The sequence below is a fragment of the Methylobacterium sp. D48H genome, from assembly GCF_053345715.1.
Window position 1 is genome coordinate 907,845 of sequence record NZ_JBKFAP010000001.1, and the last position, 25,162, is coordinate 933,006.

Annotated in this window: 19 protein-coding genes; 10 read left to right on the forward strand and 9 right to left on the reverse strand. The window is 71.3% G+C overall.

Going from position 1 to position 25,162, the window contains the following annotated elements:
• Window positions 1-163 precede the first annotated feature (163 nt).
• The 3 genes from purH to ACLBX8_RS04475 all read right to left on the reverse strand — a co-directional run bounded on the left by purH (window position 164) and on the right by ACLBX8_RS04475 (window position 4,725).
• Window positions 164-1,762, reverse strand: a complete 1,599-nt coding sequence (purH, locus tag ACLBX8_RS04465) for a bifunctional phosphoribosylaminoimidazolecarboxamide formyltransferase/IMP cyclohydrolase (RefSeq protein WP_091925093.1) — start codon at window positions 1,760-1,762, stop codon at window positions 164-166.
• A gap of 96 nt (window positions 1,763-1,858) precedes the next feature.
• Window positions 1,859-3,607, reverse strand: coding sequence for a heparinase II/III family protein (locus tag ACLBX8_RS04470; protein WP_091925096.1), 1,749 nt, complete (start codon window positions 3,605-3,607; stop codon window positions 1,859-1,861).
• Window positions 3,608-3,780: 173 nt separating this feature from the next.
• A complete protein-coding gene (locus ACLBX8_RS04475; RefSeq protein ID WP_447698496.1) occupies window positions 3,781-4,725 on the reverse strand; it encodes a metal ABC transporter solute-binding protein, Zn/Mn family in 945 nt (314 codons plus the stop codon).
• Window positions 4,726-4,880: 155 nt separating this feature from the next.
• Between ACLBX8_RS04475 and ACLBX8_RS04480 the strand changes: the two genes are divergently transcribed.
• From ACLBX8_RS04480 to ACLBX8_RS04510, 7 genes are all read left to right on the forward strand, one after another.
• On the forward strand, window positions 4,881-5,426 hold the full coding sequence (locus ACLBX8_RS04480; protein ID WP_447698495.1) for a Spy/CpxP family protein refolding chaperone: 546 nt from the start codon (window positions 4,881-4,883) through the stop codon (window positions 5,424-5,426).
• Between the two features lie 92 nt (window positions 5,427-5,518).
• Entirely contained in the window at window positions 5,519-7,279 is a 1,761-nt protein-coding gene (locus ACLBX8_RS04485; RefSeq protein WP_447698494.1) for an ABC transporter ATP-binding protein, read from the forward strand.
• 115 nt (window positions 7,280-7,394) lie between these two features.
• Complete coding sequence (locus ACLBX8_RS04490; RefSeq protein WP_091682026.1) at window positions 7,395-8,483, forward strand: branched-chain amino acid aminotransferase; 1,089 nt, start codon at window positions 7,395-7,397, stop codon at window positions 8,481-8,483.
• Window positions 8,484-8,657: 174 nt separating this feature from the next.
• On the forward strand, window positions 8,658-10,463 hold the full coding sequence (locus ACLBX8_RS04495) for a hypothetical protein (RefSeq protein WP_447698493.1): 1,806 nt from the start codon (window positions 8,658-8,660) through the stop codon (window positions 10,461-10,463).
• Window positions 10,464-10,597: 134 nt separating this feature from the next.
• On the forward strand, window positions 10,598-11,884 hold the full coding sequence (gene oxlT / locus ACLBX8_RS04500) for an oxalate/formate MFS antiporter (protein WP_056531965.1): 1,287 nt from the start codon (window positions 10,598-10,600) through the stop codon (window positions 11,882-11,884).
• A 145-nt stretch (window positions 11,885-12,029) separates the two neighbouring features.
• Entirely contained in the window at window positions 12,030-13,775 is a 1,746-nt protein-coding gene (oxc, locus tag ACLBX8_RS04505; protein WP_447714660.1) for an oxalyl-CoA decarboxylase, read from the forward strand.
• A gap of 280 nt (window positions 13,776-14,055) precedes the next feature.
• A complete protein-coding gene (locus tag ACLBX8_RS04510) occupies window positions 14,056-14,751 on the forward strand; it encodes an alpha/beta hydrolase (RefSeq protein ID WP_447714661.1) in 696 nt (231 codons plus the stop codon).
• 3 nt (window positions 14,752-14,754) lie between these two features.
• Here ACLBX8_RS04510 and ACLBX8_RS04515 read toward each other — a convergent pair whose 3' ends face one another.
• The 3 genes from ACLBX8_RS04515 to ACLBX8_RS04525 form a co-directional block, all read right to left on the reverse strand.
• Window positions 14,755-15,933: an HPP family protein gene (locus ACLBX8_RS04515; RefSeq protein WP_447714662.1), complete on the reverse strand. Its 1,179-nt coding sequence runs from the start codon at window positions 15,931-15,933 to the stop codon at window positions 14,755-14,757.
• Window positions 15,934-16,017: 84 nt separating this feature from the next.
• Window positions 16,018-17,268, reverse strand: a complete 1,251-nt coding sequence (gene frc / locus ACLBX8_RS04520; RefSeq protein ID WP_020092898.1) for a formyl-CoA transferase — start codon at window positions 17,266-17,268, stop codon at window positions 16,018-16,020.
• Window positions 17,269-17,323: 55 nt separating this feature from the next.
• Window positions 17,324-17,797, reverse strand: coding sequence for a PAS domain-containing protein (locus tag ACLBX8_RS04525; protein ID WP_020092899.1), 474 nt, complete (start codon window positions 17,795-17,797; stop codon window positions 17,324-17,326).
• 395 nt (window positions 17,798-18,192) lie between these two features.
• Here ACLBX8_RS04525 and ACLBX8_RS04530 point away from each other — a divergent pair, with 395 nt between their 5' ends.
• Complete coding sequence (locus ACLBX8_RS04530) at window positions 18,193-18,846, forward strand: ABC transporter ATP-binding protein (protein ID WP_012322467.1); 654 nt, start codon at window positions 18,193-18,195, stop codon at window positions 18,844-18,846.
• Window positions 18,847-18,986: 140 nt separating this feature from the next.
• On the forward strand, window positions 18,987-20,228 hold the full coding sequence (locus ACLBX8_RS04535) for a capsule biosynthesis protein (RefSeq protein ID WP_026604889.1): 1,242 nt from the start codon (window positions 18,987-18,989) through the stop codon (window positions 20,226-20,228).
• 40 nt (window positions 20,229-20,268) lie between these two features.
• Here the strand turns inward: ACLBX8_RS04535 and ACLBX8_RS04540 are convergent, their stop codons facing one another.
• Entirely contained in the window at window positions 20,269-20,865 is a 597-nt protein-coding gene (locus ACLBX8_RS04540; RefSeq protein ID WP_020092901.1) for a hypothetical protein, read from the reverse strand.
• Window positions 20,866-21,102: 237 nt separating this feature from the next.
• On the opposite strand from ACLBX8_RS04540, the gene flhA reads away from it, so the two are divergent.
• Window positions 21,103-23,250, forward strand: coding sequence for a flagellar biosynthesis protein FlhA (gene flhA / locus ACLBX8_RS04545; protein ID WP_447714663.1), 2,148 nt, complete (start codon window positions 21,103-21,105; stop codon window positions 23,248-23,250).
• Window positions 23,251-23,435: 185 nt separating this feature from the next.
• Here flhA and ACLBX8_RS04550 read toward each other — a convergent pair whose 3' ends face one another.
• Together ACLBX8_RS04550 and fliJ are read right to left on the reverse strand one after the other, a co-directional pair.
• Entirely contained in the window at window positions 23,436-24,503 is a 1,068-nt protein-coding gene (locus ACLBX8_RS04550) for a lysylphosphatidylglycerol synthase domain-containing protein (RefSeq protein ID WP_020092903.1), read from the reverse strand.
• A gap of 143 nt (window positions 24,504-24,646) precedes the next feature.
• Window positions 24,647-25,054, reverse strand: a complete 408-nt coding sequence (gene fliJ, locus ACLBX8_RS04555) for a flagellar export protein FliJ (RefSeq protein ID WP_012322462.1) — start codon at window positions 25,052-25,054, stop codon at window positions 24,647-24,649.
• Window positions 25,055-25,162: the final 108 nt, after the last annotated feature.

Genomic DNA, 25,162 nt, shown 5'->3' on the forward strand with positions numbered 1-25,162 from the left:
GCGGGAGCGCCCGCTCGGCAAACAATCGACCCGGCCGATCCGATCGCGGCGTATCGTTAACGCGGCGCGGCGGCGCGACCGCGGGCGTTCCGGGGCGTCCGGACCGGTGCGGCCGCCCCCGAGGTGGCGCGCCGTCCCGGAGGGCGGGAGACGGCCCGCCGGCTCAGTGCCGGAAGTGGCGGTGCCCCGTCAGGACCATGGCGAGACCGGCCTCGTCGGCCGCCGCGACCACGTCCGCGTCGCGCATCGAGCCGCCGGGCTGGATCACCGCGGTGGCGCCCGCCTCGGCTGCCGCCATGAGGCCGTCCGCGAACGGGAAGAACGCGTCCGACGCCACCACCGAGCCGACAGCGAGGCTCTCGGCCAGCCCGAGACGCTTCGCCCCCTCGGCGGCCTTCCAGGCGGCGATGCGCGAGGAATCGACCCGGGACATCTGGCCCGCGCCGATGCCGACCGTGGCGCCGGCCTTCGCGTACACGATGGCGTTCGACTTCACGTGCTTGGCCACCCGGTAGGCGAACCGGAGATCGGCCAGCTCGGCCTCGCTCGGCGCGCGCTTGGTCACGACCGTGAGCGGCATGTCGTCGACGACCGCCGCGTCCCGGCTCTGGACCAGCAGCCCGCCCGCGAGGGTCCGCACGGTCTCCCCGCCGGCCCGCGGGTCGGGCACGCCGCCGGCCAGCAGCAGGCGCAGGTTCTTCTTGCCGGCCACGATGGCCGCCGCCTCGGGCGTGGCGTCGGGGGCGATGATCACCTCCGTGAAGATCTCGACGATCCGGCGGGCCGCCTCGGCGTCGAGGGTCCGGTTCAGGGCGACGATGCCGCCGAACGCGGAGGTCGGGTCGCAGCTCAGGGCGCGCTCGTAGGCCTCGAGCAGGCTCGCCCCCTCGGCGACGCCGCAGGGGTTGGCGTGCTTGATGATGGCCACGGCGGCGGTCCGGGCCGGGTCGAACTCGGCCACGCACTCGTAGGCGGCGTCCGTGTCGTTGAAGTTGTTGTAGGACAGCTCCTTGCCCTGGAGCTGGCGGGCGGTGGCCACGCCCGCCCGGACCTTACCGGGGGCGCGGTAGAAGGCGGCCGACTGGTGGGGGTTCTCGCCGTAGCGCAGTTCCTGGCCCAGGGAACCGCCGAAGGCCCGGAACCGGGCCGGCGCCTCGGCGCCGAAGCGGCCCGCCATCCAGTTGGCGATGGCGGCATCGTAGGACGCGGTGCGGGCGAAGGCCTTCTGCGCCAAGCTCCGGCGCAGATCCGCGCCGAGTGCGCCGTCCTGCGCCTCGAGGGCGGCGAGGACGCCGGCATAGTCCGACACGTCGGTGACGACGGCGACGTCCGCGTGGTTCTTGGCCGCCGCGCGGATCATCGCCGGGCCGCCAATATCGATGTTCTCGATGCAGTCGGCGTCGGACCGGTCGGCCGCGATGGTCGCCTCGAACGGGTAGAGGTTGACCACGAGGAGATCGATGGCGCCGATGCCGTGGGCGGCGAGCGCGGCCTGGTGCTCCGGGTTGTCGCGGATGGCGAGCAGGCCGCCGTGGACCGCTGGGTGCAGCGTCTTGACCCGGCCGTCCATCATCTCCGGGAACCCCGTCAGGTCGGCGACCTCGGTGACCGGCAGGCCGGCCTCCTGCAGGGTCCGGTGGGTGCCCCCGGTCGAGACCAGCGCGATGCCGCGGGCGTGGAGCGCCCGGGCGAAGTCGACGAGGCCGGTCTTGTCCGAGACCGAGAGGAGCGCGCGGGAGACCCGCACCTGATCGTGCGCCATAGCTTCGTGCCGAAAGTTCGAGATTTTCCGGCGCGGTAGCATGGAAACGGTGAGCCCGGCCAGCCGGCCCTGTCCGGAGACCTGTCCGGATACCCGTCAGGGCGCCACGCCGCGCAGGGGCGCGGAGGCCCGACGCTCGAAGCTCCACCGGACTTCCACATCGTCGGATACCCGCAGGTGGAGGACGATCTGGTCGGTCCGGCGCGGTCCGGTCAGGCCCGAGAAGTAGACGCTCTCCTCGATGGCGATCTCGGCGTTCTCGGCGCTGAACACCCAGACCTCCCCGAGCGCCGAGGCGAGTTCCAGCCCCTCCGGGACGCTGCGCACCGCGATGCCGGGATGCAGGTGGAAACGGATCGCCACGTCCTGCGGGCGCAGCCGCCGCCCGCGGCTGAGCCCCTTGCCCTGGCGCAGGAAGGCGTCGCGGCCCTCCAGGCGCGCCGTCGCGTGGAAGAGCTGCCAGCGGCGCTCGTGCACGATGCCGAATTCGGGGGCGTAGCCGTTGTGCCGGGCCGCGAGGACGACGCTGTCGGCCTCCTCGGCCCGCTCGGCCGCCACCGCCGATGGACCGCTCAGGACCACGGGCCCGCGCCGACCGATCAGCCAGTCCGCCAGCAGCCGCTCGCCCCACCACCCGGTGCGGGTGAGGAACCGGCAGGATGAGGCGTGGGCCACCGAGGCCGTCGAATGGGCCGGCGTCGAGCGGGCGAGGAGGCGCAGATCCGCGCCGCTGGCCGGCAGGCCGCAATTGACCACGATGCGCTGCGGCCCGCTCGACATCTCGAAGGCGAGGCAGCCCGCACCGGCATTCACCGCGTAGGGCAGCGGCGGGCTGGCACCGACATCGGCCACGATCACCACCCGGCCGCCCTCCAGGCGCTCGTAGCCCGAGTTCGGCGCGTGCATCAGCGGGCGGGCGAGCGCGCCGTCATAGACCAGCAGGGTCGCGAGATGGTCCGCGTCCGTGGCGCCCATGCCGTTGAAGTGGCTCAGCGAGGCGTCCGGGTGGCGGAGCAGTCGCAGCAGCGGCAGCATCCGGTCGACCGCGCGCAGGAGCGCCAGCGGCGGCTCGACGCTGCGGCTCAGGTAGCTCTGCCGCAGCGGCAGGAGGTCGAGGAGCAGCTCCATGGCGTAGCGCGGGTCGCGGGAGCGGTGGCCGCCGTCGGTCAGGATCTGCCGGTCGAGCTCCCGCGTCAGGATGCGGGTCGCCCGGCGCAGGATCGGCTGGATGCCGTCGCAGCACAGGCCGGCGTAACAGAGCGCCACCGCGGCGTTCAGGCGCCATTGCGGCGGCACACCGCGCCGGAGGTCGCGCTCGAGCTGCTGGGCGTTGCGGCCGATCGCCTTGAGGAAGTTCTGGTAGAAGCCGTGGTCGGCCCCCTCCAGCACGAGGGGCGACTGGCACAGGAACGAGATCAGCCGGCGCGCCGCCACCGGCGTCTGGCGGGCGAGCGCCGCGTCGCCGCGGCCGGCGATGAAATCGGCCACGAAGGCGCGGGCATTGGCGCGGGCCAGCGCGGTGTCGGCGGCGCGCAGGTGGCGCAGCCAGCCGAAGCCGTAGAGCTCGTCGGCCCATTCCGGCGACGGTGCCGCGTAGTCGAAGGGCGAGCCGCCGCTCGCCGCGAGCGATCGGCCGGCGAAGACGAACAACCCGGCATAGATGTCGTCCGCGAAGGTCGCGTCGGAGGTGCGCAGGTCCTGCGGCGCGATCACCAGGCCGGCGACCCGCATCCGGGCGAGGATGTCGGGCGGGGCTGTGACGCTGGCGCCGGCGGCGCGGACCGCGCGCGCGGTCTCGCGCGCGACGAGCCGATAGAAGCGCCAGCGGTCAGGCCCCCAAGCCACGCGATCTCCGAGCTACGCGTTCTGAAGGCCCCAAGGCCTTGAGCCCTCGCGCACGAGGATCGGCTGGCACCCGTTTCGTAAGGCTAGTGGGGGCCTCTTAACCGGCGGTTTACGCTATGTCATGTCCGACGCCGTGAAGGCGAAGGATCGCGGCGGCGCGCCCTCCCGGCGGGCTAGCCCGGCATCAGCGCGGCGTCGAACGCCTTCAGGTTCGACCGCATCAGGTCGAGATACGTCGCGGCCGGGCCGTCCGGCGCCGAGAGCGCGTCGGAATAGACCTTGCCGCCGACGCGGGCGCCGCTCTCGCGTGCGATCTGCTGCATCTGGCGCGGGTCGCTGATGTTCTCGAGGAACACCGCCGGCACGCGCTCCTTCCGGATCTGGCGGATGATCGCGGCCACGTCCCGCGGGCTCGCCTCGCTGTCCGTCGACACGCCCTGCGGCGCGATGAAGCGCAGGCCGTAGGCCGCCGCGAAGTAGCCGAAGGCGTCGTGGGTCGTGATGATCCGCCGCCGCTCCGGGGGGATGCGAGCGATCGCCGCCCGGACGTCCCGCTCCAGCGCGTCGAGCTCGGCGAGGTAGGCGGCCGCCGCCGCCCGGTAGGCGTCGGCATGGGCCGGATCGACCTTGGCGAGGCCGTCCCGGATGTTCGCCACGTAGGTCCGCACGTTGGCGACGTCCTGCCAGGCATGCGGGTCCACGGCGTGGTCGCCGTGTCCGTGTCCGTGATCGCCGTCCTCGTGGGCGTGCTCGTCCTGCGCGGGGATCGGCTTCACGCCCGCGGAGGCCACCACCACGGGGGCGCGCGTGCCGGAGGCCCGGATCAGCCGGTCGAACCAGCCCTCCAGCCCGAGGCCGTTGACGAAGACGATGTCGGCTTCGGCGAGCTTGCGCGCGTCTGCCGGGGACGGGCTCAGGCCGTGCGCGTCGGAGTCCGGACCGACCAGCGTCGCCACCGTCACGTGCGATCCGCCGACCTGCCGGACGAGGTCGCCCAGGATCGAGAAGGTCGCCACCGCCCGCACCGGCCGCTCCTGCGGTGCGGCCGAGACCGGCCCCGCCGATCCGAACCACAGGGACAGGATCGCGAGCGCCGTGATCCGGAATGTTCTCGCCACGCGCCGCACCGCTCCACCTGCTGCAACCCCGTCGCGCCTGCCACTAATGTAACATTGTTACATACACAAGCGGGATACACGGCGGGTGCCCTATGCGCGGCGTTGGGCGCCGCCGCGGGCCGCGGCGACGTCCCGAGCGTGAGACGGAGATTTCCATGTCCCGACCTTTGACGGCGGCCATCCTGGTGACCGGGGCGCTCGGCCTCGGGCTCGTCGGCGCGGCGGTCGCGCGCGATCACGGACCCGAGGGCTTCCGCGGGCACGGCCGCTGGAGCGCGCTGACCCCCGAGGACCGCGCGGCCTTCACGGATGCCCGCATCGCCGCCCTGCATGCCGGCCTGAAGCTCAACGCCGACCAGGAGAAGCTGTGGCCGCCGGTGGAGACGGCGATCCGCGACATGGCCAAGCTGCGCCAGCAGCGCCGCGAGGCGATGCGCGACCGGCCGACGTTCAGCGACGACGCCCCGGCGGCGCTGCGGGCGATGGCGGACGCGGCGAGCGCGCGGGGCGACGCCCTGCGCAAGCTCGCCGACGCGGCCCAGCCGCTCTACGCCAGCCTCGACCAGGACCAGAAGCGGCGCGCCATGATCCTCGCCCGGCCGATGGGCCCGATGGGCGGCCACGGCATGCGGGGCGGCTGGCACCGGGACCGCGGTGACGATCGCGGCGACGATCACGGGCCGCGCGGCGACGGCCGCTGAGCAAAAGCCTTGATCCGCGGCGGCGGCGGCGGCAAACCGCAGCCGCCGCGCATCCTGCCCCGGGGCGGCACTGATCCGACCCGGTAGGTCTCATGGCGCGCCTTCCCGGCGACACGGCTCCCCTCCTCGCCCGGCTCTGGCGCACGTGGCTGTACCCGCACCGGGCCACCCTGGCGGTGGTGCTGGTGCTGATCGCCCTGGTCGGCGCCTCGACCGGGCTCTACCCGGCGCTGATCAAGGCCGCCTTCGACGCCTTCGACCGCAAGGACGCCGCCGCCATCGCGTACGGACCGCTGGTGGTGATCGTCGTCACGGCCACGCGCGGCTTCGCCCTCTACGGCCAGACGGTGCTGACCAACCGGGTGGTGACCCGGGTCGAGGCCGACATGCAGGCGGCGCTCTACGGGCATCTCATCGACTCGGACCTCGCCCAGCTCGGCCGCGAGAGCCCGGCGGCGCTCACCCAGCGCTTCACCACCGACTTCGCCTTCATCAAGGAGGCGCTGACCCGCATCTCGACGGTCCTGCTCCGCGACATCGCGATGCTGATCGGGCTCGTGGCGGCGCTGATCTGGATGGATCCGGTGCTGACCCTCGTGGCCGGCGTCACGGTCCCGTTCGTGGCGGGACCGATCGGGCGGATCGGCCGGAAGCTCCGGCGGGTCTCGACCTCGACCCAGGAGCAGATGGGCGCCACCGCCAGCCTGATCTCCGAGAGCCTGCAGGGGGCCCGGGTCGCCAAGGCCTACGCGATGGAGGCCTACCTCAAGGGCCGCGCCGCGGAGGCCCTCGACGAGGTGCGGCGCCTTAAGATGAAGGCCGCCAATGCCCGCGGCCGCCTCGACCCGCTGCTGGAGATCGGCGGCGGCATCGCGGTGGCGGGCGTCCTGGTGCTGGTCGGCCAGCGGGTCCTGGCCGGCGAGAAGACGGTCGGCGACTTCACCGGCTACGTGGCGGCCCTGCTCCTCGCCGCCCAGCCGGCGCGGGCGCTGGGCAACCTCAACGCCATCCTGCAGGAGGCGGCGGCCGCGCTGCGGCGCTACTTCGACGTCATGGACGAGAGTGCCACGATCCGCGAGGCGCCGGAGGCCCGGCCGCTGGCGGTGACCGGCGGCGCGATCCGCTTCGCCGACGTCCGGTTCCGCTACCGGCCGGACGCGCCGGCGCTGGAGGGCATCGACCTCGCGGTCCCGGCCGGATCGGTGACGGCGCTCGTCGGGCGCTCAGGCTCGGGCAAGTCCTCGCTGCTCAACCTCGTTCCGCGCCTCTACGACGTCACCGGCGGCGCCGTGACCATCGACGGCCAGGACGTTCGGGGGGTGACGCTGGCCTCCCTGCGCGCCGCGGTGGCGGTCGTCTCGCAGGAGGTCGTGCTGTTCGACGACACGATCGCCGCCAATATCGGCTTCGGCCGGCCCGGGGCGACGCCCGCGGAGATCGAGGCGGCGGCCGAGGCCGCCGCGGCCCACACCTTCGTCTCGGCCCTTCCGGAAGGCTACGGGTTCCGGGTCGGCCCGGGCGGCGGCCGGCTCTCGGGCGGCGAGCGGCAGCGGGTGGCGCTGGCCCGCGCCTTCCTCAAGGACGCGCCGATCCTGCTCCTCGACGAGGCGACCTCGGCCCTCGATTCCGAATCGGAGCGGCTCGTCCAGGAGGCGCTGACCCGGCTGATGCGCGGCCGCACCACCCTGGTGATCGCCCACCGGCTCTCGACCGTGCGCGACGCCGATCAGATCGCCGTGATGGAGGCGGGCCGGGTGATCGAGACCGGGCGCCACGACGACCTGCTCGCCGCCGGCGGCGCGTACGCGCGCCTGCACCGTCTGCAGCTGTCGGAGCCCGCGACCGCCGGGTGACGCGCCGAGTGACGCGCCGAGTGACTCGCATGTGCGGCGACGCCGTCATGCGCCGGCTCCGTAGATTCGCGCGCCGGAGCGCGCCATAAGGGCCTCAGTCGATGAGGACCACACCGTGAGCGACCTGACGTTCGAGATCCAAAGTCATCCGGCCCCGCGGACCGCCGAGGAGCGGGCCGCGCTGATGGCGAATCCTGGCTTCGGCAAGGTGTTCACAGACCACATGGTGGTGGCGCGCTACACCGCCGGCCGCGGCTGGCACGACGCGCGGATCCAGGCGCGCGAGGCCATCCCCCTCGATCCTGCCGCCGCGGTGCTGCACTACGCGCAGGAGATCTTCGAGGGCCTGAAGGCCTACCGCACCGCGGACGGCGGCGCGGCCCTGTTCCGGCCGGAGGCCAACGCCCTGCGCTTCCGCCGCTCCGCCGAGCGGATGGCGATGGCGCCCTTCCCGGAGGACGCCTTCGTCGAGGCGATGCGCAGGCTCGTCGAGATCGACCGCGCCTGGATCCCCGACACGCCGGACGGCAGCCTCTACCTGCGCCCGTTCATGATCGCCAGCGAGGCCTTCCTGGGGGTCAAGCCGGCCTCGGAATACCTGTTCGTGACGATCGCCTCGGCCGTCGGCTCCTACTTCAAGGATCCGACCGGCACCGTGACGGTGTGGGTCTCGGAGCACTTCACCCGCGCGGCCCCGGGCGGCACCGGCGCGGCCAAGTGCGGCGGCAACTACGCGGCGAGCCTCGCGGCGCAGTCGGAGGCGGCGTCGCAGGGCTGCGAGCAGGTGGTGTTCCTCGACGCGGCCGAGCGCCGCTACGTCGAGGAGCTCGGCGGCATGAACGTCTTCTTCGTCTTCGAGGACGGCACGCTGGTGACGCCGCCGCTCTCGGACAGCATCCTGCCCGGCATCACCCGCGACTCGGTGATCACGCTGGCGCGGGAGGCGGGCCTGACCGTGAAGGAGGAGCCCTACACGATCGACGCGTGGCGCGCCGACGTGCGGGCGGGCCGCCTGACCGAGGCCTTCGCCTGCGGTACCGCCGCGGTGATCACGCCGATCGGTACCGTGAAGGGCCGGGAGGAGAGCTTCACCATCGGGAACGGCAAGGCCGGCCCCGTGGCCCAGCGGCTGCGGAGCCTGCTGGTGGACATCCAGCGGGGCAATTCCAATGACGCCCACGGCTGGTTCCAGAAGATCTTCTGAGAGCCGGCGTCCGCCCGCGGCCGTGTGGTCGGGGTCGGGACTGCCGGGTTCGCCGCGAGGACCGGGCAGGCGTCTGCCCGATCCAAGCCCTCGTCCCGAGGTCGCGGCGGGCGTTGCGGACTTCTCGGGCGGTCTTCGGCGGGGCGCGCGGTGACGGATACGGCTGCCGCGCGCGTGACGGACGCGTCGGTCCACTCTCCCGAGCCGCCCATCGGCCCCTGGAACCCGGGCGTCCGGTCCGATCTGCCGTCCGCCTTCCTGCCCCTCGTGACCGTCTACCGGCCGGAGCACGTCGAGACGCCGCTCCACGACGCCCTGGACCTGAGCGATCTCTGCGGGCTGCCCGCCCGCCAGCTCACCCGGTTCCGGGCCGGGCGCCTCGTCGTCCACGAGGTCCTGATCCGGGTGATGTCGGATCTCTCCGTGCCGGTGGGCGAAGTCTACGCCGATCTCGGCGTGAACTTCCGCGCCATCGTCGCGACCATCCTGCGCGAGGGCATCGAGCCCCGCCTCGCCGAGGTCGAGTCCGCCCTCGACCGGATCCGCGCCGAGGCCGACGCGGTGCTCGCCCGCGAGATCGCCGCCATCCTGGAGGAGAGACCTCCCCCGCCGCCGCCAGAGCCGCGCTGGCTCGACCGCCTGCTCGGGCGCCGCCCGCCGACGGTCCAGGCGCCGCGCGAGGATCTCGCGACCCGGGCCCTGCGCCATCTCGAGAGCTGGCAGCGACGCGCCGCCGAAGCCGGCGACGCCCTGGAGACGGCTGCCTGCGAGGCCCTGCGCGCCGTGGTGTCGGGCCTCATCGCGCGGCAGAATGCGGTCATCCGCGACGCCGCGCTGCTGCGGACCATCGCGGGGACGCTGGTCTCGAACGGCTACGGCAGCCGGCGCGTCGGCGAGCAGATCGAGCCCTGGATCGACGCCGTCGTCGAGGCGCAGCGCTACCGGCGGCTGGCGCCGCAGGATCATCCGGTGGTGATGAACGTGAAGGGCGCCTCGGCGTCGGGAAAGAGCACGATCCGCCCCTACCAGCTCGGCCTCGCCAGGCGGCTGGGCATGGCGTGGTCGGACTTCGCGGTGATCACCCCCGACGTCTGGCGCAAGTACCTCCTCGACTACGACAGCCTGGGCGAAGCTTCGCGGTACGCCGGGACGCTGACCGGCTACGAGGTCGAGATCATCGACATGAAGCTCGACCGCTACGTCACCCGCAAGGCGGCGGAGCGGCGGATCTCGAACCTGCTGATCGACCGGTTCCGGTTCGACAGCTTCCAGGCCGACGCGGGCTCGGACGGCGGCGGCCAGTTGCTCACCCGGTTCGGCGACCGCGTCTACATGCAGTTCATGGTCACGCCTCCGGCCGACACCGTGGAGCGCGCCTGGAAGCGCGGCGAGCTGTTCGGCCGCTACAAAGCCGTCGAGGACCTCCTGGCCCACAACGTCGAGGCCTATACCGGCATGCCGCGCCTGTTCTTCAACTGGGCGCTCTCACGGGACAAGCAGGTGGTCTGCGAGTTCCTCGACAACAGCGTGCCGCTGGGCGAGCGCCCGCGCACCATCGCGTTCTGGGCGGACGGAACTCTCAACATCCTCGACGTGAAGGGGCTGATCGACATCGACCGCTTCCGCAAGGTCGACATCTTCGCCCACGGGCCCGACGCGGTGTTCGACGGCGCCGACCTCTCGGCCTCCGCCAACACCAGCTTCCTGCGCGAATGCCTGCGCCGGATGGCGGTCGTCCGCTTCGTTCAGGCCGAGACCGGCCGGGCCTTCATGCGTCTCGACCGCGGTCGGATCACGGCGCTGGATCCGGGAACCCTGGCGGCGGTGAAGTCGGGGCCCGACTGGGAGGCCGCCTGCGCCCTCATCGGCTTCCCGGCCGAGCCGGCCTCGATCCCCGCCCTCGACGAGATTCTGAGCCCCGCTGAGGCACCGACGCTCGGTGCCTGGGGACCGATTCCTCCGGCCGGGCAAACGGAATAATATCGCCGTCCTGACACTTCACCCGGTCCGTCTCACCCTGGTATATTGCATACCTAGAACGGATGTGCATGATCGTCGGGGCACGAGAGACGCCGCCAGAGCAAGGCCGCGCCGCCCAAGAGAGAGGCTCAGGGATGGAACGCCAGGATTCGCCTTCGGCGAAATGGTGGCAGCTCGCCTTCGGCGTGATCTGCATGGCCATGATCGCCAACCTTCAATACGGTTGGACCCTGTTCGTGGACCCGATCGACCAGCGCTACCATTGGGGTCGCGCGGCGATCCAGCTCGCGTTCACGCTGTTCGTCGCCACGGAGACATGGCTGGTGCCGGTCGAAGCGTGGTTCGTCGACCGCTACGGTCCGAAGATCGTCGTCGCCTTCGGCGGCGTGATGATCGCCCTCGCCTGGACCATCAACGCCTACGCCGACAGCCTGGCGATGCTCTATCTCGGCGCCGTGGTCGCCGGCATCGGTGCGGGCTCGGTCTACGGCACCTGCGTGGGCAACGCGCTCAAGTGGTTCCCGGATCGCCGTGGCCTGGCCGCCGGCGCCACCGCGGCCGGCTTCGGCGCGGGTGCCGCCATCACGGTGGTGCCGATCGCCCGCATGATCGCGTCGAGCGGCTACCAGGACGCGTTCCTGTACTTCGGCATCGGCCAGGGCGCCGTGGTGCTGGCCCTCGCCTTCCTGCTGCGCAAGCCGTCGACCAACACGCCGGTCCAGCGCAAGAAGACCCGCCTGCCGCAGACCAAGGTCGACCGCAGCCCCCGCGAGGCGGTGCGCACCCCGGTCTTCTGGGTGATGTACGTGATGTTCGTGATGGTCGCTTCCGGCGGCCTGATGGCGGCGGCGCAGATCGCCCCGATCGCCCACGACTTCCAGGTGGCCGGCGTGCCGGTGAGCCTGTTCGGCCTCCAGATGGCGGCGCTGACGCTGGCGATCTCGCTCGACCGGGTCTTCGACGGGTTCGGCCGGCCGTTCTTCGGCTACGTCTCCGACAACATCGGCCGCGAGAATACGATGTTCATCGCCTTCTCGACGGCGGCGCTGGCGGTGATCGTGCTGCTGACCTACGGTCACGTCCCGATGGTCTTCGTCCTGGCCACCGCGGTGTATTTCGGGGTCTTCGGCGAGATCTACTCGCTGTTCCCGGCGACCTGCGGCGACACGTTCGGCTCCAAGTACGCCGCCAGCAACGCCGGCCTGCTCTACACTGCCAAGGGCACCGCGGCCTTCCTCGTCCCCTTCGCCAGCATCCTGTCGGCGGCCTACGGCTGGTCGGCGGTGTTCACGCTGATCATCGTCCTCAACGTGACGGCGGCGGCGCTGGCGATGTTCGTCCTGCGCCCGATGCGGGCCCGCTACCTCGCCTCGGAGGACCAGCCCGCGGCGCTCAGCGCCCAGCCGATCCGGGCGGCCTGATAGGCCCCCGCCCCACGACGTCGCGCAAGCGACGCCCGACCTTCGCGGATCTCCCGCCCTCCCCCTCCTCGGGAGTGTGGGGGATCCTCCAGCCAGCCGGCACCGAGACCCGCCCGTACAAACCGATCCTCCGGGAGATACCGTGATGACCGCAGTCGCCAAGATCGTCCACACCACCCCCGAGGTCGAGGCCGAGCCCGATCTGACCGACGGCTTCCACCTCGTCATCGACGCGCTCAAGCTCAACGGCATCGAGACCATCTACGGCGTCCCGGGCATCCCGATCACCGACCTCGGCCGCATGGCCCAGGCCGAGGGGATGCGGGTGATCTCGTTCCGCCACGAGCAGCACGCCGGCAACGCCGCGGCGATCGCGGGCTTCCTCACCCAGAAGCCGGGCATCTGCCTCACCGTCTCGGCGCCGGGCTTCCTCAACGGCCTGACCGCCCTCGCCAACGCCACCACCAACTGCTTCCCGATGATCCTGATCTCGGGCTCCTCCGAGCGCGAGATCGTCGACCTGCAGCAGGGCGACTACGAGGAGATGGACCAGCTCGCCATCGCCAAGCCCCTGTGCAAGGCGGCCTTCCGGGTGCTGCACGCCGCCGATATCGGCATCGGCGTCGCCCGCGCCATCCGCGCGGCCTGCTCGGGCCGGCCGGGCGGCGTCTACCTCGACCTGCCCGCCAAGCTGTTCTCCCAGGTGATAGACGCCGAGGCCGGCCAGAAGTCTCTGGTCAAGGTGATCGACCCGGCGCCTGCCCAGCACCCCGCCCCCGAGGCGATCGCCCGGGCGCTCGAGGTCCTGAAATCCGCCAAGCGGCCGCTGATCGTGCTCGGCAAGGGCGCCGCCTACGCCCAGGCCGATGACGCCATCCGCGCCCTCGTGGAGACCAGCGGCATCCCCTACGTGCCGATGAGCATGGCCAAGGGCCTCCTGCCCGACACCCACCCGCTCTCGGCCGGCGCGGCGCGCTCGACGGCGCTGAAGGACTCGGACGTGGTGCTGCTGGTCGGCGCCCGGCTGAACTGGCTGCTGTCGCACGGCAAGGGCAAGAGCTGGGGCGAGCCGGGCTCGACCAAGTTCATCCAGATCGACATCGAGCCCCGCGAGATGGACTCGAACGTCGAGATCGTGGCGCCCGTCGTCGGCGACATCGCCTCCTGCGTGCAGGCGCTGCTCGACGGCATGGGCCAGGGCTGGCAGCAGCCCCCGTCCGACTGGATCGAGACGCTCAAGTCGAAGCGCGAGGCGAACGTCGCCAAGATGGCGCCGAAGCTCATGAGCAACGCCTCGCCCATGAACTTCCACGCCGCGCTCGGCGCGCTGCGCACCATCGTCAAGGAGCGGCCGGACGCGATCCTCGTCAACGAGGGCGCCAACACCCTCGACCTCGCCCGCGGCATCATCGACATGTACCAGCCGCGCAAGCGCCTGGACGTCGGCACCTGGGGCATCATGGGCATCGGCATGGGCTTCGCCGTCGCGGCCGCGGTCGAGACCGGCAAGCCGGTGCTCTGCGTCGAGGGTGACAGCGCCTTCGGCTTCTCCGGCATGGAGGTCGAGACGATCTGCCGGTACGGCCTGCCGGTCTGCATCGTGGTGTTCAACAACAACGGCATCTACCGCGGCACCGACACGGATCCGACCGGCCGCGACCCGGCCACCACGGTGTTCGTGCCGGATTCCCGCTACGACAAGATGATGGAGGCCTTCGGCGGCGTCGGCTACCACGTCACCACGCCGGACGAGCTGACCCGCGCGGTCAACGAGGCGATGAACTCGGGCCGCCCGGCCCTCGTCAACGCCGTCATCGACCCGGCGGCCGGCAGCGAGAGCGGCAACATCGGCAGCCTCAACCCGCAGAGCGGGATCAAGAAGAAGAAGTGAGGGCGAGCCCCTCGCGAGATCTCTGATCCCACACCATCGAAGCCGGGCTCGCGTGTCGAGCCCGGCTCTTTGCCTTGATGAGAACGGCGTCGCGGATCCGCGCGGGACGGTGTTCCGCTGAAGCTCCCGGCCTCCGGGAGACCTTCCCCGCACCGTCATAGCGAGCGAAGCGAAGCGGCCCGGCGCGGCGCGGTCCAGTTCCGCGCGGAGCGCGGGGATGGCTTCGCCGTGCCCGCAGTGACGGCGCCGGATCCGTCATCCGTTCGGTGACGGTGCATCCATGATCGACCCCGACCTCGCCGGCCGCCTGCACTTCCGCCACCGGCTCCCGACCGAGGAGCCCCTCCCCACGGGCCGGCACGACCTCGGTCTCTTCGCCGAGCGCGACGCGGTGCTGGTGGTTCCCGAGGGCCTCGATCCGCGCCGGCCCTGCCCGCTCGTGGTGCTGTTCCACGGCGGCGGCGGCAGCGCCGAGCGCATCCTGCCGATGCTGGAGGCGCACGCCCGGACCGAGCGCTTCCTGCTCCTCGCGCCGCAATCCCTGTTCCCGACCTGGGACATCGTCATCGCCGGCCACGGGCCCGACCGTGAGCGCGTCGCGGCGGCGCTGGGTCACGTCGCCGACCGGTTCCTGCTCGATCCGCAGCGGCTCTGCTTCGCCGGCCATTCCGACGGCGGCAGCTACACGCTCTCGTCGGGGCTCGCGAACGGCGACGTGGCGAGCCACCTGATCGTCTCGTCGGCGGGGTTCCTATCGGTGCACCTGCAGGTCGGCGCGCCGCGCATCTTCCTGTCGCACGGCACACGGGACGAGCAGATCCCGATCGACCGGAGCGCCCGGGTCCACGTGCCGGCCCTGCGCGAGGCGGGCTATCCCGTGACCTACGTCGAGTATGACGGACCGCACGCCCACCAGCCGGCCGTGGTGGCGCAGGCGGTCAGGTTCTTCCTGGCGGATCCGCCCGCCGGGCGCTGAGGGTCAGGCCAGGGCGGCCCGGGCCGGCGCGCGGGCGCGGATCGGCGCCTCGGGCGCGTCGGCCTCGGACAGGAGCGCCGGGATCAGGTCGGTCTGCGAGACGATCCCGACCAGGCGGCCGTCGTCGTCGACCACCGGCAGGTGGTGAAGCCCCGCCTCCGACATCCGCGGCACCAGGGCGGCCACGGGCGTGTCGGGACCGACCGGCTCGACCGCGCTCATGATGTCGGCCGCGCAGCCGTGGGGGGCGCGGCCGCGCTCGGCGGTGAGGCGCAGGCGGCGGCCGAGACCGAGGCGCGGCCCGCTCCGGTCCCAGGCGGCCTTGTCGAGCAGGTCGGTCTGCGTGACGATGCCGAGGACGCGCGCGCCCTCGTCGGTGACCGGAAGCGCCTTGATGCGGTGACGGCGCAGCAGCCGCATGGCCTCGGAGAGCGGCGCGTCCGGCGCCACCGCGATCACGTCGCGCGACATGATCGCCGCGCAGGTGATCGGGCCCGAGCGGCGGCCGTAGACCCGCATCTGCACGCGCCGCAAGATCTGCTCCAGGTCGCCCCGGTCAACGTCTAGGAGCTGGTCGAAATCCTCCAGCGCGGCGTCGAGGTCCGAGGCCCGGAAGCCGACCCGGGCGTCCGAGGGCGGATCCGCCGTCCGGGGCCCGGCCGGGCGCAGGTGCGGGTAGGCGCGCCCGGTGAGGTTGTTGAACAGCAGGGCGGTGGTCAGCAGCAGCAGCGAGTTGACCGCCACCGGCCACAGCACGAAGCCGTAGCCCAGCTCCCGGATCGCCGGGCCGCCGAGCACCGCCGTCAGCGCCACGGCCCCGCTCGGCGGGTGCAGGCAGCGCAGGGCCATCATCAGCGCGATCGCCAGCCCGATGGCGCAGGACGCCGCCACGAACGGGTCGCCGATCCAGGCCGCCGCCGTGACGCCGACGAGCGCCGCCACGATGTTGCCGCCGAGGATCGACCAGGGCTGCGCCAGGGGGCTCGCCGGCACCGCGAAGAGCAGCACCGCCGAGGCGCCCATCGGGGCGATCAGCACCGGCAGGGCCTCGGCCGGGACGGAGACCCGGCAGACGAAGCCGGTCGCCAGGATGCCCACGAGGGCACCGGCCGCCGAGCGCAGGCGCTCGCGCTTGCTGACCGGGGTCAGCTCCGGCAGGAAACGGCTGAGGAATGCGCGCATCGGATCCGGGGCTCGCACGTGAAAAGGACGGCGCCCCGGGGAGCGCCGTCCTGTCTCAGGGTCGCTGAGGTCGGGCGGTCCTTATCAGACCGCGCGGGCCTCGTGCATCGCCCGGATCTGCTCCTGGGTGTAACCCAGGTCTGCGAGCACCTCATCGGTGTGCTCGCCGAGCAGCGGCGACGCCTTCACCTCGACCTGCATGTCGGAGAACTTGATCGGGCTTCCGACGGTCAGGTACTTGCCGAGCTTCGGGTGCGCCACCTCGACGACGGTGCCGCTCTCCCGCAGGGACTTGTCCTCGGCGATCTCCTTCATCGACAGCACCGGCGCGCAGGGGATGTCGTAGGTGCGCAGGATGTCGACCGCCTCGAACTTGGTCTTGTCGGCGAGCCACTCCTCGATCGTCTTGAAGATGTCGAAGATCTTGTCCTGGCGGGCCCGCGGCGTGTTGTAGCCCGGGTCGGTGATCCACTCCTCCTTGCCGAGCGCCTTGCAGATCGGCGCCCAGGCGTGGCCCTGGATCGTGAAGTAGATGTAGGCGTTCGGGTCGGTCTCCCAGCCCTTGCACTTCAGCACCCAGCCCGGCTGGCCGCCGCCGCCCGCGTTGCCGCCGCGCGGCACCACGTCGGAGAACTCGCCGTGGGGGTACTGCGGGTACTCCTCGAGGTAGCCGAGCGCGTCGAGGCGCTGCTGGTCGCGCAGCTTCACGCGGCAGAGGTTGATCACCGAGTCCTGCATCGACACGGCGACCTTCTGGCCCTTGCCGGTCTTGTTCTTCTGGTGGAGCGCCGTGAGGATGCCGATGGCGAGATGCATGCCGGTGTTGGAATCACCGAGCGCGGCGGCGCTGACGGTGGGCGGCCCGTCCCAGAAGCCCGTGGTCGAGGCGGCACCGCCCGCGCACTGGGCGACGTTCTCGTAGACCTTCAGGTCCTCGTAGTGGTGGCCGTCCGAGAAGCCCTTCACCGAGGCGAGGATCATGCCCGGGTTCAGCTCCTGGATGCGGGCCCAGGAGAAGCCCATCCGGTCGAGGGCGCCGGGTCCGAAGTTCTCGACCATGACGTCGGAGTCCTGGATGAGCTTCTCGAGGACTTCCTTGCCGGCCTGGGTCTTGGTGTCGAGGGTGAGCGAGCGCTTGTTGGAGTTGAGCATCGTGAAGTAGAGCGCGTCCGCGTCCTCGACGTGGCGCAGCTGCGTGCGGGTCACGTCGCCGGCGCCGGGGCGCTCGACCTTGATCACGTCGGCGCCGAACCAGGCGAGGAGCTGCGTGCAGGCCGGGCCGGCCTGGACGTGGGTGAAGTCGATGATCTTGATGCCTTCCAGCGGCTTGCTCATTGGGCGTTCTCCCTGTGCGGTTCGGTGATCGGATCCTTCGGATCGTCCGGCGGGCTCAAGGCGCCCGACGGGCCGGATCCGAGGAAGCTTCGAGTTCGGCGACGCGCTGGCGCAGGCGCTTCTCCTCGGCCCAGCGCTCGGTCTCGTCGCGGATCACGGCGACGATCCCGGTCACCCGGTCGGAGGCGTCCCGCACCATCCCCACCGTGAAGGCGATGGAGAGCTGGCGGCCGTCCTTGTGGAGCGCCGGCACCCTCAGGGTCTCTGCCCCGTAGCGGGTGACGCCGGTGCGCATGGTCTTGGCGTAGCCGTCCCAGTGGCGGCGTCGGTGCCGCTCGGGTGTGATCAGATCGAGGGTCTGGCCCAGGGCCTCGGCGGCGGTGAAGCCGAAGATGCGCTCCGCGGCCGGGTTCCAGACCGTGATGGCGCCGTCCGGATCGGACACCACCACCGCGTCGCCGATCGCCTCGGCCAGACCGTGGATTTCGAGGGAACCGGGCGCGGCCAGGGTCGGCCCGGTCGCCGTCATGGGCGCCACCCGGTCGGCGGCGCGGACGAGAGGTGGATCGCGGCAGTCCGGCGCCTTGTCATGGGGCGGCCCTTCCTGAACGTCACGCGCGGAAACGGCGGTAAAATTCCGGTCCCGCATCCTTGAAGGGCTGTCACCCGCCCTCTTCGGTTGGTATTTGGTATGCCAAATGGAGAATGGCGTCAACCGACGGGGTGACAGGTGGCACTTTTCTTCAAGCGGCCGGTGGAGCTTTCCGGGCGAAGCCGTCGGCCGACGCGCGCCGTTCGACCGCCGCCGCGCGACGCGGCAAGGCGCTCATGTCCTTCTCAGATTTGCCGCTTTCAGCGAGCAGGACACCGCCCGTCAGGCAGCTCGGACCGGCGGTTCGGCACACCGCCCGGGAGACCATTTCGGTGATCCGTTTCGAGAAAGTCAGCAAGGTCTACCGGACGGAAGGCCACCGACGGACCATCCTGGAACAGGTGTCGTTCACCCTGAAGCCGGGCGTGTCCTACGGCATCCTCGGCATCAACGGCGCCGGAAAATCCACCACGATGCGGCTGATCGCCGGCACCGAGGACGCGACGCGCGGCCGGATCCACCGCGGCCTCAGGGTCTCGTGGCCCCTCGGCTTCGCCGGCGGCTTCCATCCCAAGATGACCGGGCGCGACAACGTCACCTTCGTGGCGCGCATCTACGGCGAGGACCCGCGCAAGGTGCTCGATTTCGTCGAGGACTTCTCGGAACTCGGAAGCTACCTCGACGTGCCGATCTACACGTACTCGTCGGGCATGGGCGCGCGGCTCGCCTTCGGCATGAGCATGGCGATCCCGTTCGACTGCTACCTGATCGACGAGATCACCTCGGTCGGCGACGCGCGGTTCTCGAAGCGCTGCGACGAGGTCTTCTCGCAGCGCCGGAAGAACGCCGACATCATCATGGTCTCGCACTCCATGGAGACCATCCGGCAGTGGTGCACGCAGGGGTTGGTCCTGCTGAACGGTCGCGCGATCATCTACGAGGACGTGAACGACGCCATCGAGGTGTACCGGCGCCTCAACGCCTGACCGCGCCGGCGGCGGCCGGACCGCGACGACATGCTTTTGCCGCCTCGCCGTGCGAGAGACGGTCGCGGCGCCGGGTGCGGCGCGCGCGGGATCCCGGTAACGGGTCGACCTTCGAGGCCGGGGAGGCCGGGAATCAGACCATGAACATGGAGATCCGGAAGGCCGAGGGGCAGCCGGTCACGCCCGCGGACCGCCAGCAGGCGGTGAGCGAGTCGCTGCGGCAGATCGCGCGCATGTCGCGCTTCGCCGACCGCAAGAAGGGCATCCGGTCCTTTCAGGCCGACGCCAAGAACGATCCCTGGATCCCGATCCTGTTCGTCGTCTGCTTCCTGCTGCCGACGCTCGCCGGGGCGGCCTATTACGGCCTGATCGCCTCGGACCGCTACGTCAGCGAGGCGCGATTCGCGATCCGGCCGGCCATCGGCTCCGCCGAGAAGACGTCCTCGGAGACCGGCGGGACGAATTCCGGCATGGCGAACCAGATGGTGGCGCAGGACACGCTGATCACGCGCGAGTTCATCCTCAGCCGTCCGATGCTGGAGCTCCTCGAGGCGCAGCTTCCGCTGCGCCAGTGGTTCAGCAGCGAGTCCATCGACTACTTCTCGCGGTTCGATCCGGAGAAGCCGATCGAGAAGTTCGTCCGCTACTGGAAGCGGCGCGTCGGCGTCGAGGTCGAGGCCGGATCCGGCATCTTGTCGGTGGAGGTCGAGGCCTTCGATCCCCAGGAATCCCTCGCCATCGCCAAGGCCATCATGAAGGAGGCCGAGCGCAAGGTGAACGACCTCAGCGTCAAGTCGCGCGAGGATGCCGTCGCCGAGAGCACGCGGGAGCTGCGGCTCGCCGAGGAGCGCATGACCAAGATCCGCCTCGCGACGCGCGACCTGCGCAACCGCGAGGGCGTGCTCGACGCGCAGAAGACGAACGACATCAACGTCAAGATGATCGCCGAGATGCGGGCCTCGCGGATCAACCTCGCGCTCCAGCTCGCGATCGGGCAGCGGGACCTCGGTCCCGACGCCCGCCGGATCATCGACATCAAGCAGCAGATGAAGGACCTCGACGACAACATCGCGCGGATCGAGCGGCAATCCGCCAGCCAGGATCCGGAGCAGAAGCGCCTGCTCTCCGACGCGTTGACCAAGTTCGAGGTCCTGGAGAACGACCGCAAGAACGCCGAGAAGTACTATCAGCAGGTTCTGACCGCCCACGAGCGCGCGCGCATCATCGCGGCCCGGCAGATCGAGTTCTTCAGCCCGATCGTCGAGCCGGTGAAGGCCGAATCCTCCACCGAACCGCGGCGGCTCCTGATGATCGCGTTGATCACCGCGGGCGCCGGCGTCCTGTTCGGCGCCGCGATGTTCGCCCGGAAGATGATGACCTGACGCGCGTCCCGCCGGGCTCGCCCGGGACGGACCGGTATCCTCAGCGGCCGGCCCCGGTGCCCCGGTCGTCCGCCGCCGGGCCGATGGTGCCGCCGGTCCAGCCCTGGGCGCGCCAGCCCTCGGCGCGCTGGTCGAGATCGATCGACCCCGCCTGGTCGAGAATGGACAGGACGCGCTCGGCCCGGGACTCGTCGGCGCGCACCGTCACCAGGGTACCGCCGCGACGCACGCCCTCGGCGTAGGTCTCGGCCTCGTCGGCGCTGAGGCCCGCCGCGGTCAGACCGCCGATCAGGCCGCCGGCCGCGGCGCCCACGCCGGCGCCCGTCACGGTGGCGACGAGCCAGCCCGCCGCCGCCACCGGCCCGAGCCCCGGAATCGCCAGGAGGCCCAGCCCAGCGAGCAGGCCGGCGCCGCCGCCCAGGACCGTGCCGACCGTGGCTCCGGTGCCGGCGGAATCCGCCGCGTCCACCGGTCGGGGAACGGCGGTCCCGGGCGCCCGCGGCGGGACCGCGGGCTCGTTGCGATTCGCGATGATGCTGATGTCCGCGTGGGGGATGCCGGCGGCCTCCAGCCGGTCCACCGCCCCCGCGGCGGCGTCGTAATCGTCGAACAGGGCGGTCAGGGCGCGCAGGGCCATCGAGCTCTCCCGGTATGTCCGGGCCTGGGCCCGGAGACGTGGCGGCGGCGCGGGCGGCCCGGACGCGGGCGCGGTCGGATGCCGGATCGACGCTCTCGCCGACCGATCAAGCGATCGCGGCGGCGTGGGTTCCCGCGAGCGCCGGCCCCATCTTAACGCCGCGCTAACCATCCGCTCGGCAGATCTTGCCGGGTACGTCCCGGGCCTGTCCCGGGCGAACGGCAGCGGATGGCAGCGATGGCAGAGACGGCGAGCGCGCCGGCACAGACAGGAGCGGCGGCCGTCCTCGGCCAGCTCGCGCTGCCGACGCGCGGCGATCTCCAGGCGCTGTCGAAGCGGTCGGACCTGCTGTTCGCGACCGGCGTGCTGGGGATCCTGGCGGTCCTCATCTTCCCGTTGCCGGCGATCCTGCTCGACCTGCTGCTGGCCGTGTCGATCATCCTGTCGGTCCTGATCATGATGACCGGCCTGTCGATCGACAACCCGCTGGAATTCACCGTCTTCCCGACGCTGCTGCTCATCGCCACGATGCTGCGGCTCGCCCTCAACCTCGCCTCGACGCGCCTGATCCTCGGGCACGGGCACGAGGGCACGGCGGCGGCCGGGCACGTCATCGAGGCCTTCGGCCACTTCGTGATGGGCGGCAACTTCGTCATCGGGATCATCGTGTTCGCGATCCTGATCATCGTGAACTTCGTGGTGATCACGAAGGGCTCGGGCCGCATCGCCGAGGTCGCGGCCCGCTTCACCCTCGACGCGATGCCCGGCAAGCAGATGGCCATCGACGCCGACCTGTCGGCCGGCCTGATCGACGAGAAGACCGCGAAGGCGCGGCGCGCGGCGCTCGAGGAAGAATCCTCCTTCTTCGGCGCCATGGACGGTGCCTCGAAGTTCGTCCGCGGCGACGCGGTGGCGGCCCTGCTGATCACCTTCATCAACGTGGTCGGCGGCATCATCATCGGGGTGGCGCAGCAGGGCCTGAGCTTCGGCGAGGCCGCCAAGAGCTACACCCTGCTGACCATCGGCGACGGCCTCGCGAGCCAGGTTCCGGCGCTGATCGTGTCGACGGCGGCAGGCCTGCTGGTCTCGAAGGCCGGCGTGCGCGGCGCCGCCGACAAGGCGCTCGGCAAGCAGCTCGCGCATTATCCCAAGGCGCTGGGCATGTCGGCCGGGGTGATGCTGCTGATCGCCCTCCTGCCCGGCATGCCGATGCTGCCCTTCGTCCTGCTGGGCGGCGGCGCCGGCTACGCGGCGTGGCGCATCAACAAGACCGCCAAGCTCGCGCCGCCGCTCGACGCCCTGGGCGCCCCGATGGATGCGGCCGCGGTCGCCGCGGCGAGCGCCGCCAAGGAGGAGACGGTCACCGACCTGCTGAAGCTCGACGACCTCAAGCTCGAGATGGGCTACGCGCTCCTCGCCCTGGTCAACGGCGAGGGCCAGGACCGGCTCACCGACCAGATCAAGGCCCTGCGCCGCCAGCTCGCCGCGGAACTCGGCTTCGTGATGCCGTCGGTGCGCATCCTCGACAACGTCCAGCTCGACGCCAACGCCTACGTGGTGCGGGTCAAGGAGATCGAGGCGGGCACCGGCCGGATCTTCCCGGGCCAGTTCATGGCGATGGATCCGATGGGCGGTCAGGTCCAGCTGCCCGGACAGCACATGCTGGAGCCGACTTTCGGCCTGCCGGCAACCTGGATCGACGCGGCCCTGCGCGACCAAGCGCAGCTCAAGGGCTACACGGTGGTCGATGCCGCCACCGTCGTGTCGACGCACCTGACCGAGATCATCAAGGCCCACGTCTATGAGCTCCTCAACCACGTCGAGGTGTCGAAGCTGCTGCGCGAGCTGCCCAAAGAGCACGCCGAGCTGCTCAAGGAGATCGTGCCGTCGCAGATCTCCACCACCGGCATCCAGCGCGTGCTGCAGTTCCTGCTCGCCGAGCGGGTCTCGATCCGCGATCTCGGGGCGATCGTGGAGGCGATCGCCGAGGTGGCGGGCGCCGTGAAGAATCCCCGCGACGTGGTCGAGCACGTCCGGGCGCGCCTCGGCCGGCAGATCTGCGCACAGTACCAGGACCCGAACGGCATGCTGCCGATCATCACCCTGTCGCCGGCCTGGGAGCAGGCGTTCATGGAGTCGATCGTCGGCGAGCGCGAGGAGCGCTACCTCGCGATGCAGCCCTCGAAGCTCAGCGAGTTCGTCAACACCGTGCGCGACCGCTTCGAGACGGCGGCGCGCCAGGGCGAGATGCCGGTGCTCGTCACCTCCGCCCAGACGCGGCCCTTCGTGCGCTCGATCATCGAGCGCTTCCGCCGCGAGACGCCGGTGATGAGCCAGGCGGAGATCCACCCGCGGGCGCGGCTGCGGACGGTGAACTCGATCTGAGGATCCAGGGGTCGCGACACCGGCGTGGGCAGACTCGTGCCGGCGCACGGGCCGAGGGAGCAATCACGGGATCGGTGCGCCGCGCGCAGACGAAGCGCGCGGCGAAGCGATCCCGGGTTTCGCGGCGTGGCGCGCGGGGGCCGAGGCGGCGGCGTCACCCCCGCGTCGAGACGCCGGTCAGCCCCTCAGATCGCTTTCTGCTTGAGCTCCCGCTCCAGCTCGTGCGCGTCGAGACCGGGAACGACGACGGGCGGCTCCGGCACGGCGGCCGCCTTGGGCCCGTGCGCGGCCGAGCCGATCGCCGCGGCCAGCCGCGAGCGCTCGAAGGCAATCACCACGATCACCGAGACCAGGGCCGGGAGCCAGAAGTAGAAGATCCGGAAGATGATCACCGCCGCGATGATCGCGTCCTTCTGCGCCTCGTCGGTGATGTGCATCGCGGTGATGAACACGATCTCGAACACGCCGAGGCCGCCCGGCGCGTGCGAGGCCAGCGCCACCGAGAAGGAGGCCAGGAAGATCGCCAGGACCGGGATGAAGCCCGGGTTCATCGCCTCCGGCAGGGCGAAGTAGATGATGCCCGCCGCGCCCAGGAGCTCCAGCGGCGCCGCGAGCAGCTGGCGCCCCATGATGCCGGGCCGGGGATACTCGAGCTTGAACGACCGGATGTGCAGCGGCCGCAGGTGCAGGATCGAGCCGATCACGTACAGGCCGACGAAGCCCAGCATGCCGATGCCGACGATCAGCGCGGTCTTGGAATCGGTGAGGAAGCCCGGGAGCTTGCCCTCGAGGCGCGTCAGCAGGTTCGGATCGACCACCAGCGTGAAGCCGCCGAGGAGGACGGTCCCGAGGAAGAACGTGAACGAGCAGAGCGCCACCAGCACGGCGACCTGCGCCGCCGTCAGGCCCTTGGCCGTGTAGGCCCGGTAGCGGACCAGGGCGCCCGAGAAGACCGAGGCGCCGATATTGTGCGAGAGCGCGTAGGTCGTGAACGAGCAGAGCGAGACGAAGAGCCACGAGATGTGGCGCACGCCCAGATGCAGCAGGGCGATCCGGTCGTACCAGGCGAGCGCCGCGTAGGCGACCAGGGTCGACAGGGCCGCCAGCAGGATCCGGTGGGGCGGGATCGCGAGGATCGCGGCCCAGATCGCCGCGAGCGAGGTCGTCTTCAATTCCTGGTAGAGGAAGTAGCCCGATATCACGACGGCCGCGAGGCCGATCAAGGGCCAGATGAACTCGCTGATCTTCTTCATGAACACCGACGCCCTGGGGAGAGCCCCTGATGCGCCGGCACGCGACGCGCTGCAAGCGGCATGGCGCCGCCGCGATCCCCCTTGTCAGGTGATCGTGACGGTTTCGTGCCGCGGAAGCCGGCCGAGCGGTCCGACGGGCCGCGTCAGCCCCGGGCGCGGTTGAGGCCGATCCCGTCCATGGCGGCCTGATCGCGGGCCGATTCGGCAGCGCGCTCGGCGGTCCGCTCGCGGTCGTTCAGGATCTCGACCTTCTTGAGCTCCTCGAACGCCTCGCCCAGCTCGGCCTTCGCCTCGGCGAGCTGGCCCTCGAGCGCCTGGGCGGACTGGATCATGTTGTCCCGGCGCGTCGCCGCGGCCCGGGCGTAGGTCGGGTAGGCGAAGTGACCGACGTCGGTGATTCCGGCCCGGGCCTCCTCGACGGCGACCTCGCGATCGAGCTCCACCGCCATGCGCTGGAAGTCGGCCATCATCATCTCGATCTGGGTCACGCGCCGGCGCTTCTCGTCGACCTGGAAGCGGCGCAGGCGGATCAGCGTGTCACGCGATTTCATCAGGACGCTCACTCCACGCAACGCTTGAGGCCGCGCCCGGGATCGTGCCCGGACCGAGCCTGTGCGCGAGCCTGCCCACGGCAAACCCGCCCGGATCCCCCACGTGCA